This is a genomic window from Lelliottia sp. RWM.1 (genome assembly GCF_016859735.1).
GTDB lineage: Bacteria > Pseudomonadota > Gammaproteobacteria > Enterobacterales > Enterobacteriaceae > Enterobacter.
In genome coordinates, this window is the sequence record NZ_WLVC01000010.1 from 1 (window position 1) to 19,611 (window position 19,611).

The following is a 19,611-nucleotide window of genomic DNA, read 5'->3' on the forward strand; positions in this document are numbered from 1 at the left end:
TCCCCATGTGAGAGTAGGGAACTGCCAGGCATCAATTAAGCAGGAAACCCCGGTCCGTAAGGTCCGGGGTTTTTTGCGTCTGTGAGTATGAACGAAAAAACAGACCTAACGGCTTGTCATCCACTGCTGAATAAAGCTAACCATCCCGTCAGTATCATTCAGATCCAAAACCGGTACTGGAAGTGATAGCCCAGTGTCGCTGGCGACAGCAATAACATGCTCATCCAGTGTTAATTCACACGTATCATGATCTGCATCGCGCCTGAAAAGTAGGATCTTTGCCACCGACTCATGCTTGAATCCTTCGACCAGGACCAAATCCAGCGCCGAATGATCCATTCGGCTGACAAGAAAACCCAGATCCAGCGTTTTTTCATCGGGTGTCTCGGTCATCAGCGCCCATCGTTGACGACTTGCGACGATTGTTTGTGCAGCTCCAGCTTTTCGTAATTCGTAGCTGTCTTTGCCGGGTTTATCGACATCCATATTATGATGAGTATGTTTGATTAACCCTGGCCGGACTCCTGCGGAACAAAGAGCGGGTATCAATTTTTTTAACAAGGTGGTTTTGCCTGTACCACTCCAGGCAGAAATGGCTAAAACGGGAATCATTTTTTCTCCTGCATCATCTGCAAATCTTTTATTGTATTCACGTTCATAAAGGCATCTTTTAGATCGCTAAAGTCAATTGAATGGCCGCCAACCTGATGCATGAACACCATCACGCGGCGTTCCCCAGAAACCAGATATGCCTGCAGGTCTGGGATTAATTTTCTGTGAATCAATGTAATAACTGGGTGATCTCTCTCTCCATCATGTACCCATACCGCCGGGACCTCATTGTTCTGGCTCGCCAGTCGTTCGGCGAGACAAGATGGAATAAAGGGCGTATCGCAGGGGCAAAACAGAAACCACTCACCGTCAGATTGCTGCATAACAGAGAGCATACCGGCAAGTGGCCCAGGATAATCGATGAGAGTATCTTGATAAACTGGATAGCCACTTTGGCGGTAAATCTCTATATGACGGTTAGCACTGATGACGATCTCGGCCACCTGGCCCTGAAGTGCGTCCGCTACATGTTGCCACAACGGTTTGTTGTTAAGCGTCTGCAAGCCCTTATCTTTCCCACCCATCCGCGTCGCTCTTCCGCCTGCCAGCACGACTCCGATAATTTTCCGGCACTGATTCACAAATATCGCCTCTTTTATTGTGGGATTGACCCTGCTAACGTGTCTTTCTAAATGAAAGGAGCACCACCATGAAATGTAAACGTCTGAATGAAGTTATTGAACTCCTCCAGCCAGCCTGGCAAAAAGAGCCAGAGCTGAACCTGATGCAATTTTTACAGAAACTGGCGAAAGAGTCAGGCTATGACGGTGAATTGACAGACCTTTCTGATGACATCCTGATCTATCACCTTAAAATGCGTGACTCGACAAAAGATGCCGTTATTCCTGGTATCCAGAAAGATTATGAGGAAGATTTTAAAACCGCATTGTTGCGCGCACGTGGCGTAATTAAAGAGTAAAAGCTTGTAAGAGGCGACACCGAAATCGCCACAAAATGATATCCTGAATCATTCGTATAATTTCCGGATGATCGGATGAACGACCAGGCTTTTACTTTCCAGACATTACACCCGGATACCATTATGGATGCCCTTTTCGAACAGGGGATTCGAGTGGACTCCGGGTTAACTCCCTTAAATAGCTATGAAAACCGCGTCTATCAATTTCAGGATGAGGATCGTCAGCGCTTTGTCGTTAAGTTCTATCGCCCCCAGCGCTGGTCTGCGGAGCAAATCCAGGAAGAACATCAGTTTGCACATGATCTATTGACCGATGATGTTCCCGTTGCTGCGCCATTAAAATTCGATGGCCAAACATTGCTGACGCATCAGGGATTCTATTACGCAGTATTTCCGAGCCTCGGTGGTCGCCAGTTTGAAGCTGATAATATTGACCAAATGGAATGGGTTGCTCGTTATCTTGGCCGAATTCATCAGACGGGACGCAAAAAACCGTTTATTGCTCGTCCAACGATGGGCATTCAGGAATATCTTCTCGAACCACGCCAGGTATTCGAAATGTCTGCGCTTATTCCCGGTGCGTTGAAGGATGATTTCCTTGCTGCGACAGATAAACTTATCGAAACAGTAAAAGCCTGCTGGCGAGATGATACGCCAGCTCTTCGTCTGCATGGTGATTGCCATGCCGGTAATATTCTCTGGCGTGATGGCCCACTGTTTGTTGACCTTGATGATGCCCGCATGGGGCCTGCGATCCAGGATCTGTGGATGTTACTCAATGGCGATAAAGCTGAGCAGCGTATGCAGCTTGAAACTATCATTGAGGCTTATGAAGAGTTTAGCCCCTTTAATTCAGACGAAATTGCCTTGATAGAGCCTTTACGGGCAATGCGTTTTGTTTATTATCTCGCATGGTTAATCAGGCGTTGGGACGACCCCGCTTTTCCCAGAAACTTCCCGTGGCTAACCGGGGAAGATTACTGGCGTAACCAGACATCCATATTTATTGAGCAGGTTAAGGTTCTGCAGGAACCGCCTCTGCAATTAACGCCAATGTATTAATCGGACACACCCAGGAGAAAGTTGATTATGAAAAAAATATGGCTCGCGCTGGCAGGTATGATTCTGGCATTTAGCGCTTCTGCTGCGCAGTTTACCGACGGTAAACAGTACATCACCCTTGATAAGCCTGTTGCCGGTGAGCCTCAGGTACTGGAGTTTTTCTCCTTCTATTGCCCACACTGCTATCAGTTCGAGCAAGTTCTTCATGTCTCTGATAACGTGAAAAAAAAGCTGCCTGAAGGCACTAAAATGACCAAGTACCACGTTGAGTTTCTGGGCCCTCTGGGCAAAGACCTGACTCAGGCGTGGGCGGTTGCGATTGCGCTGGGCGTGGAAGACAAAATCACCTCCCCAATGTTCGAGGCCGTTCAGAAAACTCAGACTGTTCAAACCACCGCGGATATCCGTAAGGTATTTGTTGATGCTGGCGTGAAAGGTGAAGATTATGATGCGGCGTGGAATAGCTTTGTTGTGAAATCACTGGTCGCTCAACAGGAAAAAGCGGCTGCAGACCTTCAGCTTCAGGGTGTGCCGGCAATGTATGTTAACGGTAAATATCAGCTGAATATGCAGGGCATGGATACCAGCAGCATGGACATCTTCGTGCAGCAATATGCAGATACAGTGAAATATCTGGTCGAGAAGAAGTAAAAAGAAAAACGCCGGTCATTGACCGGCGTTTTTGTATGAAGATTTTATCTCTTCTATCTGTTCATCTTTCTCTTTCCAGAGTGTATTGAGCCAGAGCTGGAAACGACGTTTGAAGTTTTTATCGCCCACGTAATCACCATGCAGTTCAGCGTTCACCGGGATGAGGTCAACACGGACAACAATGCGCGTTAGCTTTCCGCTGAGCATATCGTAGAACGGAGTTTTATCATTTTCCGGGTAGCACAGAGTGACATTGAGTAATTTGTCGAACTGCTCGCCAAGAACATTAAGTGTCATTGCAATGCCTGCGGCTTTTGGCGGCAATAAATGTTGGTAAGGCGAGCGAGTCTGAAGACGTTTTACTTCGGTGAAGCGAGATCCTTCAACAAAGTTGACTATGGTTGTGGGGTGAAACCGAAACTTTTCGCATGAGCGACGTGTTGTTTCGACATCTTTTCCACGACGTTCCGGATGACGAAGTAAATAACCGCGTGAATAGCGCTTCATAAACGGCATATCCAACGCCCAGCATGCCAGGCCAATAAAAGGGACCCAGGCCAACTGCTGCTTCAGGAAATACTTGTTCATTGGGATATGTTTGCGGAAAAGCACGCATAAAACCACGATATCTGCCCAACTGTGATGATTGCAGATCAGTAAATACCAGTTTTTTTTGTTCAGCCTTTCCAGCCCTTCCACGTCCCATTTCAGGTGGGGATTCAGATAGAGCAGTACGGCAAGTCCTTCGCACCAACAGTACATCATAAAATTACAGAATGCCGAAACCGCACGCCAGGCAGAGGGGACAGGCAACAGTAATTTAATTATTCCGGCGATAATGATCGGCACAGAACAGGCGATGGTAACCAGAATAGTTAAAATGATGCTTAACAGTATTGTTATCGCAGCGAGTAATCTCGACATGATGAGCTTTTTCAGATGGTTAGCTGTAATTTAGCGATCGGCTTTCCGGCGCTGGGCGCTGATTTTACCAGAAAAAAGACGACATAATGGTCCTTTCATACTGACAGTTTGAGACATTTTCCTCTCCATTGTGGCCTTATCTATAGTTAGGCCAGAGGCGAGGCTTATATCCACATCGGACAGATTATCACCAGATGGAAATATGCAATGAAGATCCATTCATAACAACATGATAATAAAGAGTAAATTATAAACTATCATATATTGGCGATAACTTTTATTCAGGTGTATCGAAAATATGCACAAACTTATCCACAGTTCAATTTTGCGAGGGATCCTGACGATCGTAAAATCTTTTGTGGTATTTGGTGCTAAAAACTGATGTTTTCATCCTTCTGTGGCATCCTTTATCCATAAATTGATTAAAGGCACGGACATTATGGTTCAGATCCCAGAAAACCCTCTTATTCTCGTCGACGGCTCTTCTTACCTGTATCGGGCGTATCATGCGTTTCCTCCTCTGACCAATAGTGCAGGAGAACCCACCGGCGCGATGTATGGCGTGCTTAACATGCTACGCAGCCTGATTCTGCAATATCAACCATCCCATGCTGCCGTTGTGTTTGATGCCAAAGGTAAAACTTTCCGCGATGAGTTGTTTGAAGACTACAAATCCCATCGTCCTCCTATGCCGGATGAGTTGCGCGCGCAAATTGAACCGTTGCATACCATGGTTAAAGCAATGGGGCTACCACTGCTGGCAGTCTCCGGTGTCGAAGCTGACGACGTGATCGGGACACTGGCGAGGGAAGCCGAAAAAATGGGGCGTCCGGTGCTGATCAGTACGGGTGATAAAGATATGGCGCAGTTGGTTACGCCTGGTATCACCTTGATTAACACCATGACTAATACCATCCTTGGGCCAGAAGAAGTGGTCACGAAATACGGTGTGCCACCGGAGCTGATCATTGATTTTCTTGCCTTAATGGGCGACTCCTCAGATAACATCCCAGGCGTGCCGGGTGTTGGTGAGAAAACGGCGCAAGCATTACTGCAAGGGCTGGGGGGGATTGATACCCTTTACAAGGAATCGGATAAAATTGCCGGTCTGACGTTCCGTGGTGCGAAAACCATGGCGGCTAAACTGGAGCAAAATAAAGAGCTGGCTTACCTCTCTTATAAACTCGCAACCATCAAAACTGACGTTGAGTTAGAACTGGGATGTGAACAGCTTGAAGTACAGCAACCTGCAACAGATGAGTTGCTAACCCTGTTTAAAAAGTACGAATTTAAGCGCTGGACGACAGACCTGGAAGCTGGCAAATGGATGCAGGCTAAAGGTGTAAAATCTGCTGTAAAACCAAAAGAAACGATTGTGGCTGAGGCAGAAGAAGCAGAAGAGCAGACCAGTACACTTTCTTCTGAACGCTATGAAACCCTGCTCGATGAAACCCAGTTGATAACCTGGATCGAAAAGCTTAAGAACGCACCTGTCATCGCGTTTGATACAGAAACTGATAGCCTGGACAATATCTCTGCCAATATGGTCGGCCTCTCGTTTGCAACTGAGCCTGGTATTGCTGCGTATGTACCTGTGGCACATGACTACCTGGATGCGCCAGATCAGATCCCGCGTGCGCGTGCGCTTGAATTGCTCAAGCCGCTTCTTGAAGACGAGAAGGTGCTTAAAGTCGGGCAAAATCTGAAGTTCGATCGTGGCATTTTGCAAAATTACGGCATCGAACTGCGTGGCATTGCCTTCGATACAATGCTGGAGTCCTACATTCTGGATAGCGTTGCTGGCCGTCATGATATGGATTCCCTTTCGGACCGTTGGCTCAAGCACAAAACCATTACGTTTGAAGAAATTGCCGGGAAGGGCAAAAATCAACTGACGTTTAACCAGATTGCGCTGGAAGAAGCGGGCCGTTATGCGGCAGAAGATGCGGATGTCACGTTGCAATTGCATCTTAAAATGTGGCCGAAACTGCAGAAACAGGAAGGCCCACTCAATGTCTTTAAGCACATTGAAATGCCACTGGTTCCGGTATTATCCCGTATTGAACGCAATGGCGTAAAAATTGATCCTGCTGTTTTGCATCATCACTCTGGTGAGCTTGCTGTCCGCCTGTCTGAGCTTGAGCAAAAAGCGCATGACATTGCAGGTGAGCCATTTAATCTTTCATCGCCTAAGCAATTACAAACTATTCTGTTTGAAAAACAGGGTATTAAGCCGCTGAAAAAAACACCGGGTGGTGCGCCATCGACGTCAGAAGAGGTACTCGAAGAGCTGGCGCTAGATTACCCGTTACCTAAAGTCATTCTGGAGTATCGCGGTCTGGCTAAGCTGAAATCGACCTATACCGATAAACTTCCGTTGATGATAAACCCGAAAACGGGTCGTGTTCATACGTCTTACCATCAGGCGGTTGCGGCGACTGGTCGGCTTTCATCGACCGATCCAAACCTGCAAAACATTCCCGTACGTAATGAAGAAGGGCGTCGTATTCGCCAGGCGTTCATCGCGCCAGACGATTATGTGATTGTCTCTGCCGACTACTCACAAATTGAGTTGCGTATTATGGCGCATTTATCGCGTGATAAAGGCCTGCTGACAGCCTTTGCGGAAGGGAAGGATATCCACCGGGCGACGGCTGCAGAAGTCTTTGGACTATCGCTGGATAGTGTGACGAATGAACAACGTCGTAGTGCGAAAGCGATCAACTTTGGTTTGATCTACGGTATGAGCGCGTTTGGCCTTTCACGCCAATTAAACATTCCACGTAAAGAGTCACAGAAGTATATGGATCTCTACTTCGAGCGCTATCCGGGGGTTCTGGATTATATGGAGCGGACGCGCGCGCAGGCGAAGGAAAAAGGTTACGTCGAAACGCTGGAAGGCCGTCGTCTTTATCTGCCGGACATCAAATCCAGCAATGCGGCGCGTCGTGCTGGGGCGGAGCGTGCAGCTATCAACGCACCAATGCAAGGAACCGCTGCTGACATCATTAAACGGGCAATGATTGCTGTTGATGCTTGGTTGGAAAAAGAGAAACCGCGAGTGCGCATGATTATGCAGGTACACGATGAACTGGTGTTCGAAGTGCACAAAGATGATCTTGATTCAGTCTCGCAGAAGATCCACGAACTGATGGAAAGCAGCATGAAACTTGACGTACCACTTCTGGTGGAAGTGGGCAGTGGAGAAAATTGGGATCTCGCTCACTAAGCGTTCAATGAATAACGTGATTTTTATGTAACTTAGCAACATAACAACGCGTGTTTTGTGATGATCATTAGAATTACCTATGTAAAGAGTGAAAAAAAACTACAAAAAGTGCTTTGTCGAGCGATAAAAAAAGAGTAGAGTTAACGACGTAGGGTACAGAGGTAAGATGTTCTATCTTTCAGACCTTTTACTTCACGTAATCGGATTTGGCTGAATATTTTAGCCGCCCCAGTCAGTAATGACTGGGGCGTTTTTTATTGCGGCAAACAAAAAAATAAGCTAAAAAAACGCGGACATTGCCGCGTCTGGTATTACTCTTCTTCCGCTTCGGTTGCGGGTTCCAGCTCGCTAAACCAGCCATCCAGCTTTTGACGTAACTTATCCACGCCTTGCTTTTTCAGCGATGAAAACGGTTCAACCTGCACATCACCGTTAAATGCCATCACCGCTTCGCGAACCATATTAACTTGTGCTTTACGCGCCCCGCTCGCCAGTTTATCGGCTTTGGTCAACAGCACCAGAACAGCAATATCACTCTCAATCGCCCAGTGGATCATCTGTTGATCGAGATCTTTCAATGGATGGCGAATATCCATGAGTACCACCAGACCTTTCAGGCACAGGCGTTTTTCGAGGTATTCCCCCAGCGCGCGCTGCCATTTGATCTTCATCTCTTCCGGTACTTGCGCATAGCCATAGCCAGGTAAATCGACCAGGCGTTTACCCTCGGCAACTTCGAAAAGGTTAATCAACTGGGTTCGACCTGGTGTTTTGGACGTACGCGCCAGGCTCTTTTGGTTTGTCAGCGTATTCAGGGCGCTGGATTTTCCCGCATTGGAACGGCCAGCAAATGCCACTTCGATACCGGTATCTGAAGGTAAGTGGCGAATATCAGGCGCACTGGTAACAAAGTGCGTCTGTTGATAATTCAGGGTAGTCACGTGCTCGTCTCCGTAAATCTTATTCTGAAAAGGATTATACCTGAATGCAGCCAAAAGGCTTTCCTCATAGGTATACCGATGTCAGAGTTGTAAGACATTTGCCATAGATGTATTAGGATATTTAAGAGAAATCGCAGACTTAAAAAACAACAAGTGTTTATAAATCAATGTATTAGTTTTGGGTGTTTGTCTGAAAAGCTATTTTTATGCCCTCTCATTGCTTGTTAGTTTAATGGAACAAGGTAAAGTGTGCGTCAAGGCGAGGATGCCAACAGGATAACGACTTAAGGATAAGGGTCAGGAGCGCCAGGAGGCGAAGACTCAGGATTGTCAGGATGACCAGCGCCTGGAGGCGTTTAAACAGGAAAGGGAACCGTATCAAGGACGGTAGCAGCCAAAGGATAAACAGGGTTTGTTGTTGGCAAACAAGGAATGTCTGGCCCGCTAAGGGCTGTGAGTCAGGAAAAAAGGCGACAGATTGCTCTGTCGCCTTTTTTCTTTGCTTGCTTTCTGCTAGATTTCGCCGCAATTCTATACTGAAGAAAACGACTTAAAGATAAAACATCATGAAAAAACCGACTTCCGCATCGGGCACTAAACGCCCCACAAAAGCACGTCGCAAAACACGTGAAGAATTGAACCAGGAAGCTCGCGACCGTAAACGTGCGAAAAAGCACAGTGGTCATGCCTCTGGAAGCCGTGCCAATGGCAGCAGCGCATCAGGCTCTTCTGCTCAAAACGGCAAACAGAAAGATCCTCGTATTGGCAGCAAAACACCAATTCCACTGGGCGTGACGGACACCCCGGTAACCAAGCAGCACAAACCAAAGAGCGAGAAACCTATGCTTTCACCGCAGGCTGAGCTGGATTTGCTGGAGAATGATGAGCGCCTGGATGCGCTGCTGGAACGTCTTGAAGAGGGTGAATCTTTGACCGCTGAAGAGCAGTCATGGGTGGATGCCAAGCTGGATCGTATCGACGAGCTGATGCAAAAACTGGGTCTGTCTTACGACGATGACGAAGAAGATGAAGAAGAAGACGAAAAGCAGGAAGATATGATGCGTCTTCTGAAAGGTGGAAACTAACATTTGCACTCAGCAGGCTCGATAGTCCTGCTTATAACCCTTCCGGTTATATGTTATCTGGTGTGGTTATTCGTTAAACTACGGCGGTTGTCGCGGCGACAGAAGTGGCTGCGCACCCGAATGATGACCCGCAATGGGGTCAGGACGGGCCGCCGTATACGAACGCGACACCAACGGAAGGAGTGAGCATGTCTGTACCATCTATCGACTGGGATTTGGCCCTAATCCAGAAATATAACTATTCCGGGCCACGTTATACGTCCTATCCAACCGCGCTGGAGTTTTCTGAAGCTTTCGGTGAGGCTGATTTTCAGCAGGCGGCTGCGCGCTATCCTGAGCGGCCATTATCGCTGTATGTTCACATCCCTTTTTGCCATAAACTCTGCTATTTCTGCGGTTGCAATAAAATCGTTACCCGCCAGCAGCACAAGGCCGATCAATACCTTGATGCGCTCGAACATGAAATTCTGCATCGTGCACCGCTTTTCGCCGGTCGTCACGTCAGCCAGTTGCACTGGGGCGGTGGTACGCCAACCTATCTGAATAAAGCGCAGATCAGCCGTTTAATGGCGCTTTTGCGCTCCAACTTTAACTTCAATGCGGATGCTGAAATCTCGATCGAAGTCGATCCGCGGGAAATAGAGCTGGATGTACTGGATCACTTACGCGCCGAAGGCTTTACGCGCCTGAGTATGGGTGTGCAGGATTTCAACAAAGAAGTACAACGTCTGGTAAATCGCGAGCAGGACGAAGAGTTTATCTTTGCCTTGCTTAACCATGCGCGCGACATCGGTTTTACCTCGACCAACATTGACCTGATTTATGGCCTGCCAAAGCAGTCGCCGGAGAGTTTCGCCTTCACGCTGAAACGTGTGGCCGAGCTGAACCCCGATCGCCTGAGCGTATTTAACTATGCTCATCTGCCAACGCTCTTTGCTGCTCAGCGCAAAATCAAAGATGCCGATCTGCCTTCTGCTCAGCAGAAGCTGGATATTTTGCAGGAAACCATCACGTCACTGACTGAGACAGGTTATCAGTTTATCGGTATGGACCACTTTGCCCGTCCTGATGATGAGCTGGCAATCGCGCAGAGAGAAGGGGTATTGCATCGTAATTTCCAGGGCTACACCACGCAAGGTGATACAGATTTACTGGGTATGGGCGTATCCGCCATCAGCATGATGGGCGACTGCTATGCACAGAACCAGAAAGAGCTAAAGCAGTATTATCAGCAGGTTGATGAAACTGGAAACGCCCTGTGGCGAGGTATCGCGTTAACGCGTGACGATTGCATTCGTCGTGATGTGATTAAAGCGCTTATCTGCAATTTCCGTCTCGACTTCAGTGACGTGGAACTACACTGGGATCTGCAATTCAGCGATTACTTTGCGGAAGACCTGAAGCTACTTGCGCCACTGGCAAAAGATGGGCTGGTGGATGTCACGGATAGCGGGATTGAGGTGACGCCAAAAGGGCGCTTATTGATTCGTAATATCTGTATGTGCTTTGACGCCTATCTGCGTCAGAAGGCGCGTCTGCAGCAGTTTTCGCGCGTTATCTAATGGTATTGCCGGGTATGCGAAGCATTACCCGGCAAACCGTCTAGCTAAAAAGCCCAACCAGTGCCGCACACAACACCGCGGCAACGGCTGCTTGCGGCGTGTGGCTTTCCGCAGCTCCGCTCGAGAGCAAATTCACTAATGATTCCAGCATGATGATCCCCCCAATTTCCGGGCACGATCATACAAAACTCATCGGAACAGTAAAGCGCAAAATAACGCCAATTTGCGCTCAATTTGTAATCTTTACACAATGGTAAAAATCACTCCATTCCTAACTCTTTCAACTTACGTGTCAGGGTATTACGACCCCATCCCAGCAGTCGTGCTGCTTCCTGTTTATGGCCCTGAGTATGACGAAGCGCAGTGGTCAGTAAGGTGCGCTCCATTTCTGGTTGAGCTTCAGACAACAGGTTTTGATGACCGGAACGCAACGCGCGATCGGCCCATTGGGCTAACAGTGTTGCCCAACTGTCTGGCAATGTATGCCCGGTACTGCTGTCTGGTACAGTTGCTTCAAACAACTCACTCGGTAAGTCCTGAATCAAGACTTCCTGGCCAGCAGCCATCACAGTCAGCCAGCGGCAGGTGTTTTCCAGCTGACGAACGTTACCAGGCCATGCCAGACGCGTGAGTGCTGCATCGGTTTCCGGGTGAAGTTGTTTAGCTTCCACGCCGAGTTCACGTGCGGCAACCTGCAAAAAGTGACGCGCCAGGCGAGGGATATCTTCCCGACGTTCACGCAGGGGGGGCAGATGGACGCGGATGACATTCAGGCGGTGGAACAGATCTTCGCGGAATTTACCTTCCTGTACGCGTTGTTCCAGGTTTTGGTGCGTTGCGGCAATAATGCGGACATCAACTTTTACCGGAGCATAACCGCCTACACGATAGAATTGTCCATCGGCCAGTACGCGCAGCAGGCGAGTCTGGACATCCAGCGGCATATCACCGATCTCATCAAGGAACAGTGTTCCGCCATCGGCTTGTTCAAAGCGACCCTGACGAATCGTATTTGCGCCAGTAAATGCCCCTTTTTCGTGACCAAATAGCTCTGATTCAATCAAATCCTTTGGGATTGCCGCCATATTCAGTGCGATAAATGGCGCTTTTGCTCGTGGGCTGTGGCGATGTAAAGCATGCGCGACCAGCTCTTTACCGGTTCCTGACTCGCCGTTAATCAACACACTGATGGAAGAGCGCGACAGACGACCGATAATGCGAAAAACATCCTGCATCGCAGGTGCTTCACCAATGATATCCGTCGTTGGCCCAAAAACGGGAGCGTTACGGGGCTGCTGTTGTTCCTGATAGTGACTGATCGCACGCTCAACCAGGGCTACCGCTTCATCGATATCAAACGGTTTTGGCAGATAATCAAATGCCCCTTGTTGATAGGCGCTAACGGCGGCATCCAGATCGGAATGTGCTGTCATTATGATGACCGGAAGCATAGGGTGGCGTTGTTTGATCTGTTTTAAGAGCGCCAGCCCGTCCATCCCCGGCATGCGAATATCGGAAAGCAGAACATCCGGGGTTTTTGTGGTGAGTGCGTCGAGCACTTCGCTGCCGTTCTCAAATGTCGTGCAGCTTAATCCCGCCCCTGTGAGTGCGCGTTCAAGCACCCAACGGATGGAGCTATCGTCATCGACTACCCAGACTATCCCTCGTTGCATAAACGTCACCTTTATTTTTTAATTGGCAGGTAAACCGAAAACTCGGTATGACCAGGCCAACTGGTAAATTCAATTTTGCCAGAGTGTTGATCGATCAAATTACGGGCAATAGATAACCCAAGTCCGGTCCCACCTTCGCGGCCACTCACCATGGGATAAAACAGCGTATCCTGTAGATGGGAAGGAATACCCGGACCGTTATCTTCAATATCAATACGTGCCGCCAGGCGATAGCGCACGCCATGTAATGTGAGCTGGAAGGCGGTGCGGGTACGCAGCACGATTTCCCCACCTTCAGGGCCCAAAGCTTGTAAGGCATTTCGAACGATATTCAGTAAAACCTGCTCAATCTGGTCGGGATCATGCGCCAATTCAGGCAAGCTTGGGTCATAGTCGCGAACCAGTGTGACGTTTTCCGGTAGCTCCATCGAAACGAGTTTCACTACTCGCTCAGCCACTTTATGAATGCTTTCTGATACGTGCATACCAGGCTGTTGCGGTCCCAGCAGTCTGTCGACCAGGTTGCGTAGACGGTCGGCCTGTTCAATGATGACATTGGTGTATTCGGCCAGCGCCGGGTCTGGCAGTGCTTTGGTGAGTAGCTGCGCAGCGCCACGTAAGCCACCAAGCGGGTTTTTTATTTCATGGGCAAGACCGCGAACCAGATCGCGAGCCGCGATTTGCTGTGCGTGCTGGAGCTGTTCCTGGCTCAGGCGACGCTGGTTATCCATTGGCGCCATTTCCAGCAAAATAAGTCCTTCAGGCAGCCGTTGCGCAGTCAGGGAAAGAATGTGGGAGCGGCCATCAATGACCAGCGTCACTTCGTTATCGGTGAACCCCTGTCCGGCCTGCAAACTCTCCTGCATCAGCCCAATATTCAGGGAAAAATAGCTCAACAATTCCGGAAGTGGTGTACCAAACAGTTTACGCGCGCTTTGGGCGAGCAGTTGCTGTGCCGCCGGGTTGGCGTAATGCACGGCCAGCTCGTCGTCGACCAGCAATATACTGTTTATTAAAGAATTGAGGATCTGCCCAGCATCGGGCAGCGTGCCAGTTGCCATTCAGCAGTCTCCTGGAGTTGTTTGCACTAATTTAGTGCAGTATAGCTTTTCCGTCGTGAAAAGCGCGTGAGATCAGTTTGTTGGTGGAGAAAAAAGCCCATCCGAAGATGGGCTGAAAGTTTCCACGGCAACAAAAAACGGCTTTCGGGCTTGCACGTAAAAGGTCGCGCAAAACCCGTTAAAACTTAAACGCTGTAGTACAGTTCGAACTCAACTGGGTGCGGAGTCATACGCACGCGGTCATTTTCTTCAATACGCAGCGCGATGTAAGCATCGATAGCGTCGTTAGTGAAGACACCGCCGGCCGTCAGGAACTCACGGTCTGCGTCCAGTGCGTTCAATGCCTCTTCCAGAGAACCTGCAACCTGTGGGATCTCTTTCGCTTCTTCTGGAGGCAGATCGTACAGGTTTTTGTCCATCGCTTCGCCTGGGTGGATCTTGTTCTTAATGCCGTCCAGACCCGCCATCAGCAGTGCTGCGAAGCACAGGTATGGGTTAGCCGCTGGATCCGGGAAGCGCACTTCGATACGACGTGCTTTCGGAGATGCAACCACTGGAATACGGATAGAAGCAGAGCGGTTACGGGCGGAGTAAGCCAGCATTACTGGTGCTTCGTAGCCAGGGACCAGACGCTTGTATGAGTTGGTGGTTGGGTTTGCCAGGGCGTTAATTGCTTTAGCGTGTTTGATTACGCCACCAATGTAGTACAGCGCCTGCTCAGACAGACCGGCATATTTGTCACCAGAGAACAGGTTAGTACCGTTCTTGGACAGGGACATGTGGCAGTGCATACCGGAACCGTTATCGCCGAACATTGGTTTTGGCATGAAGGTTGCGGTTTTACCGAAACGGTGTGCAACGTTGTGGACCACATATTTGTAAATCTGAATCTCGTCCGCTTTCTTGGTCATCGTATTGAAGCGGGTCGCGATTTCGTTCTGGCCAGCAGTTGCTACTTCGTGGTGATGCGCTTCAACAACCAGACCCATTTCTTCCATGATCAGACACATGGTCGAACGGATGTCCTGTGAAGAATCGACCGGAGGAACCGGGAAGTAACCGCCTTTCACGCCTGGACGGTGACCTTTGTTACCACCTTCGTATTTGGTGGAAGAGTTCCATGCACCTTCGATGTCATCGATAGCAACGTGAGAACCAGAGATGGATGCGCCAAAACGGATGTCGTCAAACAGGAAGAACTCTGGCTCTGGCCCAAACAGAACGGTGTCTGCGATGCCAGTAGAACGCAGGTACTCTTCAGCACGTTTTGCGATGGAACGTGGGTCGCGGTCGTAGCCTTGCAGTGTGCCTGGCTCGAGGATATCGCAACGGATGATCAGTGTAGGTTCTTCGAAGAACGGGTCAATGAGCGCCGTGGTTGCGTCAGGCATCAGAACCATGTCGGATTCGTTGATACCTTTCCAGCCACCAATTGAGGAGCCGTCAAACATTTTGCCTTCTTCAAAGAATTCGGCGTTTACCTGATGTGCAGGAATCGTGACGTGCTGTTCTTTGCCTTTGGTATCGGTGAAGCGCAGGTCAACAAACTTCACTTCATGTTCGTTCAGCATCGTCAAAACGTGTTCAGCGGACATACTTAACTCTCCAGATTGGTCATTGTCGTCGTGGTAACGAGGTCTTCAAATTCTGTGTAAGGCTGGCATTGCTGCCGCCTTTTTGCCGTATTTATACAAAGCGAAATCTGTGCCAACTTTTAAAACACCCCAAAAAGGCGTTATCATGCGCACCATAGTGCAAAACTGCTGCACCACGATGGTTATGTTGCACCAGTATAGTGCTCCACTGTGAACATGGAGCACCATATTGGTGCAATTTACGTTAAAGTGCCCTTTTTACGCTCCGTGAAAGCGATCACAAAGCAACTCTGCGATACTTGTTTGCGGGGGATGTTTGTGATCCTGTTTTGTAGTGCGATTAATCCGTGTACAATAACGCGCTATTTCTAAATGCCTGAGGCAAAGTTGTGATCGAAAATTTGCGTAACATCGCCATCATCGCGCACGTTGACCATGGTAAAACTACCCTGGTTGATAAGCTGCTGCAGCAATCCGGTACGTTTGATGCGCGTGCCGAAACTCAAGAGCGTGTGATGGACTCCAACGATTTGGAGAAAGAGCGTGGGATTACCATCCTCGCGAAAAACACCGCTATCAAATGGAATGACTACCGTATCAACATCGTTGATACCCCAGGGCACGCCGATTTCGGTGGCGAAGTTGAACGTGTAATGTCCATGGTAGACTCCGTTCTGCTGGTCGTTGACGCAATGGATGGCCCAATGCCGCAAACGCGCTTCGTTACCAAAAAGGCATTTGCCCACGGTCTGAAGCCAATTGTTGTTATCAACAAAGTTGACCGCCCTGGCGCGCGTCCTGACTGGGTTGTTGACCAGGTATTCGACCTGTTCGTTAACCTCGACGCGACCGACGAGCAGCTGGACTTCCCTATCGTTTACGCTTCTGCGCTGAACGGTATCGCAGGTCTGGACCACGAAAACATGGCTGACGACATGACCCCGCTGTACCAGGCGATTGTTGACCGTGTTCCTGCACCAAACGTTGATCTCGACGGCACGCTGCAGATGCAGATCTCTCAGCTCGATTACAACAACTATGTTGGTGTAATCGGCATTGGTCGTATCAAACGCGGTAAAGTGAAGCCAAACCAGCAGGTCACTATCATTGATAGCGAAGGCAAAACCCGTAACGGTAAAGTCGGTAAAGTACTGGGCCACCTGGGTCTGGAACGTATCGAAACTGACGTGGCAGAAGCAGGCGATATCATTGCTATCACCGGTCTGGGCGAGTTGAACATCTCTGACACGATCTGTGACCCGCAGGCTGTTGAAGCACTGCCAGCACTGTCTGTTGATGAGCCAACCGTTTCTATGTTCTTCAACGTCAACACCTCTCCGTTCTGTGGCAAAGAAGGTAAGTTCGTTACCTCTCGTCAGATCCTTGACCGCCTGAACAAAGAGCTGGTGCACAACGTTGCGCTGCGTGTTGAAGAAACGCCTGACGCGGATGCATTCCGTGTATCTGGTCGTGGTGAGCTGCACCTGTCTGTTCTTATCGAGAACATGCGTCGTGAAGGTTTCGAAATGGCGGTTTCCCGTCCGAAAGTTATCTTCCGCGAAATCGATGGCCGTAAACAAGAGCCATTCGAAAACGTAACACTGGACGTTGAAGAGCAGCATCAGGGTTCTGTTATGCAGGCTCTGGGTGAGCGTAAAGGCGACCTGAAAAACATGAATCCAGATGGCAAAGGCCGCGTACGTCTCGACTACGTGATCCCAAGCCGTGGTCTGATCGGCTTCCGTTCAGAATTCATGACCATGACTTCCGGTACGGGTCTGCTGTACTCCACCTTCAGCCATTACGATGATGTTCGTCCGGGCGAAGTGGGTCAGCGTAACAACGGCGTACTGATCTCTAACGGTCAGGGTAAAGCGGTTGCGTTCGCACTGTTCAGCCTTCAGGACCGCGGTAAGCTGTTCCTGGGCCACGGTGCAGAAGTTTACGAAGGCCAGATCATCGGTATTCACAGTCGTTCTAATGACCTGACTGTAAACTGCCTGACCGGTAAGAAACTGACCAACATGCGTGCGTCTGGTACTGATGAAGCAACCGTTCTGGTTCCACCAGTCAAAATGACTCTGGAGCAAGCTCTGGAATTCATCGATGACGACGAACTGGTAGAAGTGACGCCACTGTCTATCCGTATTCGTAAACGTCACCTGACTGAGAACGACCGTAAACGTGCTATGCGCGGTCCGAAAGAAGACTAATTTTCTCTTCTGCTGGTATGCAAACCCCGTCCTTTGTGGCGGGGTTTTTCTTTTTCAGCCATACGTAGCAGCGCATAGCCAAAGCTTATCTTTCCCGCTACAGTTACTTTTCCACGGCGAAAAGGAGATAAACATGCTTTATATCTTTGACTTAGGAAATGTAATCGTCGATATCGATTTTAATCGGGTGTTGGGTGCATGGAGTGATTTCAGCCGTGTGCCACTGGCGAGGCTAAAACAAAGTTTTACGATGAGTGAGACTTTCCACCAGCACGAACGGGGTGAGATCAGTGACGAAGAGTTTGCTGAGCGCTTCTGCCATGAGATGGATCTGCCGTTAAGTTACGAGCAGTTTTCTCACGGTTGGCAGGCGGTATTTGTTGCGATCCGCCCAGAAGTGACCGGTATTATGCAAAAACTCCGCGGCCAGGGCCATCGTGTGGTTGTTCTGTCGAACACGAATCGCCTGCATACCACCTTCTGGCCCGATGAGTACCCTGAAATTTATGCCGCAGCGGATAAAGTTTATCTTTCCCAGGAGATGGGAATGCGCAAACCGGAAGCGCGGATCTATCAGGCAGTGCTTCAGGCGGAAGGATTCTCTGCGGCTGATGCGGTCTTTTTTGACGACAATGTCGATAATATAGAGGGAGCTAACCAGTTAGGTATCACGTCAATTCTGGTGACCGGAAAAGAGACGATACCGGACTATTTCGCGAAGCTGTTATGTTAAAAACCGTTCATCAAAAAGCAACGCACCATACCCGCCCACTTCGGGCATGGCTAAAACTCCTCTGGCATCGCATTGATGAGGACAATATGACGACACTGGCGGGTAACCTTGCGTATGTGTCGTTACTCTCCATCGTGCCGCTGGTGGCGGTGATCTTTGCGCTTTTTTCTGCTTTTCCGATGTTTGCAGATGTCAGTTTGCAGCTTCGACACTTTGTATTTGCCAATTTTATTCCTGCGACTGGCGATGTCATTCAGAACTATATTGAGCAGTTTGTCGCGAACTCTAACAAGATGACCGCCGTTGGCGCATGTGGCTTGATCGTGACGGCGTTGTTGTTGATGTATGCCATTGATAGTGCATTGAATACCATCTGGCGAAGTAAACGGGTGCGGCCTCGCGTGTACTCGTTTGCAGTGTACTGGATGATTTTAACTCTCGGGCCGTTACTGGCCGGGGCCAGTCTGGCGATCAGTTCATATTTGCTCTCATTACGCTGGGCAAGCGAGCTAAACGGCGTGATCGACAATGTGCTGCGTATCTTCCCGCTGATCTTATCGTGGCTCTCGTTCTGGCTGTTGTACAGCGTCGTTCCCACCACCCGAGTGCCTAACCGGGATGCGGTTGTTGGGGCATTAGTCGCGGCAGTTCTCTTTGAACTGGGGAAAAAAGGCTTTGCCCTTTACATCACCATGTTCCCGTCTTATCAGCTGATTTACGGCGTGCTGGCGGTTATCCCCATTTTGTTTGTATGGGTGTACTGGACCTGGTGTATCGTCTTGCTTGGTGCAGAAATAACTGTCACTCTCGGAATATACCGCGAACTTAAAAAAACAGCAGAAGCTGAAAAACAACAAGAAGCAGACCAACCATGATTGCATTGATTCAGCGCGTAACCCAGGCCAGCGTCACCGTGGGGGGGGAAGTGACGGGTGAAATTGGCCCCGGACTTTTGGTGTTGTTAGGTGTCGAAAAGGAAGATGACGAGCAAAAAGCCAACCGCTTGTGTGAGCGTGTGTTGGGTTACCGTATCTTTGGCGATGCAGACGGTAAAATGAACCTGAATGTTCAGCAATCGGGTGGCAGTGTGCTGGTGGTTTCGCAATTTACGCTGGCTGCGGATACAGAACGTGGTATGCGTCCGGGGTTCTCGAAAGGCGCAACTCCGGAGTGTGCAGAAGCACTCTATGACTATTTTGTTGAGCGTTGTCGCCAACAGGATATGAATACTCAAACCGGACGATTCGCTGCAGATATGCAGGTTTCGCTGGTGAACGATGGCCCCGTTACATTCTGGCTGCAGGTATGAGCCAACTGGCGGCGTGGCCGCGGGTAACAAGAGAGAGTACAG

18 protein-coding genes are annotated in these 19,611 nt (G+C 49.3%); 10 read left to right on the forward strand and 8 right to left on the reverse strand.

Going from position 1 to position 19,611, the window contains the following annotated elements:
• Window positions 1-105: 105 nt before the first annotated feature.
• Entirely contained in the window at window positions 106-612 is a 507-nt protein-coding gene (gene mobB / locus GF617_RS10160) for a molybdopterin-guanine dinucleotide biosynthesis protein MobB (RefSeq protein ID WP_203451601.1), read from the reverse strand.
• On the reverse strand, window positions 609-1,193 hold the full coding sequence (gene mobA, locus GF617_RS10165; RefSeq protein WP_181621567.1) for a molybdenum cofactor guanylyltransferase MobA: 585 nt from the start codon (window positions 1,191-1,193) through the stop codon (window positions 609-611). The genes mobB and mobA overlap by 4 nt, the downstream gene beginning before the upstream one ends.
• A gap of 68 nt (window positions 1,194-1,261) precedes the next feature.
• Here mobA and GF617_RS10170 point away from each other — a divergent pair, with 68 nt between their 5' ends.
• The 3 genes from GF617_RS10170 to dsbA all read left to right on the forward strand — a co-directional run bounded on the left by GF617_RS10170 (window position 1,262) and on the right by dsbA (window position 3,244).
• Window positions 1,262-1,531: a YihD family protein gene (locus GF617_RS10170; RefSeq protein ID WP_181621565.1), complete on the forward strand. Its 270-nt coding sequence runs from the start codon at window positions 1,262-1,264 to the stop codon at window positions 1,529-1,531.
• 75 nt (window positions 1,532-1,606) lie between these two features.
• Entirely contained in the window at window positions 1,607-2,593 is a 987-nt protein-coding gene (locus GF617_RS10175; RefSeq protein WP_203451602.1) for a serine/threonine protein kinase, read from the forward strand.
• A gap of 27 nt (window positions 2,594-2,620) precedes the next feature.
• Window positions 2,621-3,244 (forward strand): thiol:disulfide interchange protein DsbA, encoded by a 624-nt coding sequence (dsbA, locus tag GF617_RS10180; protein ID WP_181621561.1) that lies wholly within the window; start codon window positions 2,621-2,623, stop codon window positions 3,242-3,244.
• 15 nt (window positions 3,245-3,259) lie between these two features.
• Here the strand turns inward: dsbA and GF617_RS10185 are convergent, their stop codons facing one another.
• On the reverse strand, window positions 3,260-4,168 hold the full coding sequence (locus GF617_RS10185) for an acyltransferase (protein ID WP_203451603.1): 909 nt from the start codon (window positions 4,166-4,168) through the stop codon (window positions 3,260-3,262).
• 439 nt (window positions 4,169-4,607) lie between these two features.
• Here GF617_RS10185 and polA point away from each other — a divergent pair, with 439 nt between their 5' ends.
• On the forward strand, window positions 4,608-7,397 hold the full coding sequence (polA, locus tag GF617_RS10190; RefSeq protein WP_203451604.1) for a DNA polymerase I: 2,790 nt from the start codon (window positions 4,608-4,610) through the stop codon (window positions 7,395-7,397).
• Window positions 7,398-7,708: 311 nt separating this feature from the next.
• Here the strand turns inward: polA and yihA are convergent, their stop codons facing one another.
• Entirely contained in the window at window positions 7,709-8,338 is a 630-nt protein-coding gene (gene yihA, locus GF617_RS10195) for a ribosome biogenesis GTP-binding protein YihA/YsxC (protein WP_181621556.1), read from the reverse strand.
• Window positions 8,339-8,904: 566 nt separating this feature from the next.
• Here yihA and yihI point away from each other — a divergent pair.
• Both yihI and hemN read left to right on the forward strand, forming a co-directional pair.
• Entirely contained in the window at window positions 8,905-9,423 is a 519-nt protein-coding gene (yihI, locus tag GF617_RS10200; protein WP_203451605.1) for a Der GTPase-activating protein YihI, read from the forward strand.
• Window positions 9,424-9,611: 188 nt separating this feature from the next.
• On the forward strand, window positions 9,612-10,985 hold the full coding sequence (gene hemN / locus GF617_RS10205) for an oxygen-independent coproporphyrinogen III oxidase (protein ID WP_203451606.1): 1,374 nt from the start codon (window positions 9,612-9,614) through the stop codon (window positions 10,983-10,985).
• A 40-nt stretch (window positions 10,986-11,025) separates the two neighbouring features.
• On the opposite strand, the gene GF617_RS10210 is transcribed toward hemN, so the two are convergent.
• The 4 genes from GF617_RS10210 to glnA all read right to left on the reverse strand — a co-directional run bounded on the left by GF617_RS10210 (window position 11,026) and on the right by glnA (window position 15,314).
• On the reverse strand, window positions 11,026-11,136 hold the full coding sequence (locus tag GF617_RS10210; protein WP_181621553.1) for a YshB family small membrane protein: 111 nt from the start codon (window positions 11,134-11,136) through the stop codon (window positions 11,026-11,028).
• 109 nt (window positions 11,137-11,245) lie between these two features.
• Window positions 11,246-12,658 (reverse strand): nitrogen regulation protein NR(I), encoded by a 1,413-nt coding sequence (gene glnG, locus GF617_RS10215; RefSeq protein ID WP_203451607.1) that lies wholly within the window; start codon window positions 12,656-12,658, stop codon window positions 11,246-11,248.
• A gap of 11 nt (window positions 12,659-12,669) precedes the next feature.
• Window positions 12,670-13,719 carry a nitrogen regulation protein NR(II) gene (gene glnL, locus GF617_RS10220; RefSeq protein ID WP_181621550.1) on the reverse strand — a complete coding sequence of 350 codons (1,050 nt, stop codon included), beginning with the start codon at window positions 13,717-13,719 and terminating at the stop codon, window positions 12,670-12,672.
• A 185-nt stretch (window positions 13,720-13,904) separates the two neighbouring features.
• Window positions 13,905-15,314: a glutamate--ammonia ligase gene (glnA, locus tag GF617_RS10225; RefSeq protein WP_181621548.1), complete on the reverse strand. Its 1,410-nt coding sequence runs from the start codon at window positions 15,312-15,314 to the stop codon at window positions 13,905-13,907.
• A gap of 389 nt (window positions 15,315-15,703) precedes the next feature.
• Here glnA and typA point away from each other — a divergent pair, with 389 nt between their 5' ends.
• The 4 genes from typA (at window position 15,704) to dtd (ending at window position 19,569) form a co-directional block, all read left to right on the forward strand.
• Complete coding sequence (typA, locus tag GF617_RS10230) at window positions 15,704-17,527, forward strand: ribosome-dependent GTPase TypA (protein WP_181621546.1); 1,824 nt, start codon at window positions 15,704-15,706, stop codon at window positions 17,525-17,527.
• A 133-nt stretch (window positions 17,528-17,660) separates the two neighbouring features.
• Complete coding sequence (yihX, locus tag GF617_RS10235) at window positions 17,661-18,260, forward strand: glucose-1-phosphatase (protein ID WP_181621544.1); 600 nt, start codon at window positions 17,661-17,663, stop codon at window positions 18,258-18,260.
• Entirely contained in the window at window positions 18,254-19,135 is an 882-nt protein-coding gene (locus tag GF617_RS10240) for a virulence factor BrkB family protein (protein WP_181621542.1), read from the forward strand. Before yihX ends, GF617_RS10240 begins: the two co-directional genes overlap by 7 nt.
• Window positions 19,132-19,569, forward strand: a complete 438-nt coding sequence (gene dtd / locus GF617_RS10245; RefSeq protein ID WP_181621541.1) for a D-aminoacyl-tRNA deacylase — start codon at window positions 19,132-19,134, stop codon at window positions 19,567-19,569. Before GF617_RS10240 ends, dtd begins: the two co-directional genes overlap by 4 nt.
• Window positions 19,570-19,611 lie beyond the last annotated feature (42 nt).

What these genes read in the sequence shown, in the direction of transcription:
- GF617_RS10185 (WP_203451603.1), bottom strand. Translation starts at nt 4,168, where the DNA reads ATGTCGAGATTACTCGCTGCGATAACAATACTGTTAAGCATCATTTTA.
- mobB (WP_203451601.1), bottom strand. Translation starts at nt 612, where the DNA reads ATGATTCCCGTTTTAGCCATTTCTGCCTGGAGTGGTACAGGCAAAACC.
- glnA (WP_181621548.1), bottom strand. Translation starts at nt 15,314, where the DNA reads ATGTCCGCTGAACACGTTTTGACGATGCTGAACGAACATGAAGTGAAG.
- GF617_RS10210 (WP_181621553.1), bottom strand. Translation starts at nt 11,136, where the DNA reads ATGCTGGAATCATTAGTGAATTTGCTCTCGAGCGGAGCTGCGGAAAGC.
- GF617_RS10175 (WP_203451602.1), top strand. Translation starts at nt 1,607, where the DNA reads ATGAACGACCAGGCTTTTACTTTCCAGACATTACACCCGGATACCATT.
- hemN (WP_203451606.1), top strand. Translation starts at nt 9,612, where the DNA reads ATGTCTGTACCATCTATCGACTGGGATTTGGCCCTAATCCAGAAATAT.
- glnG (WP_203451607.1), bottom strand. Translation starts at nt 12,658, where the DNA reads ATGCAACGAGGGATAGTCTGGGTAGTCGATGACGATAGCTCCATCCGT.
- polA (WP_203451604.1), top strand. Translation starts at nt 4,608, where the DNA reads ATGGTTCAGATCCCAGAAAACCCTCTTATTCTCGTCGACGGCTCTTCT.
- glnL (WP_181621550.1), bottom strand. Translation starts at nt 13,719, where the DNA reads ATGGCAACTGGCACGCTGCCCGATGCTGGGCAGATCCTCAATTCTTTA.
- dsbA (WP_181621561.1), top strand. Translation starts at nt 2,621, where the DNA reads ATGAAAAAAATATGGCTCGCGCTGGCAGGTATGATTCTGGCATTTAGC.
- GF617_RS10170 (WP_181621565.1), top strand. Translation starts at nt 1,262, where the DNA reads ATGAAATGTAAACGTCTGAATGAAGTTATTGAACTCCTCCAGCCAGCC.
- dtd (WP_181621541.1), top strand. Translation starts at nt 19,132, where the DNA reads ATGATTGCATTGATTCAGCGCGTAACCCAGGCCAGCGTCACCGTGGGG.
- yihX (WP_181621544.1), top strand. Translation starts at nt 17,661, where the DNA reads ATGCTTTATATCTTTGACTTAGGAAATGTAATCGTCGATATCGATTTT.
- GF617_RS10240 (WP_181621542.1), top strand. Translation starts at nt 18,254, where the DNA reads ATGTTAAAAACCGTTCATCAAAAAGCAACGCACCATACCCGCCCACTT.
- yihI (WP_203451605.1), top strand. Translation starts at nt 8,905, where the DNA reads ATGAAAAAACCGACTTCCGCATCGGGCACTAAACGCCCCACAAAAGCA.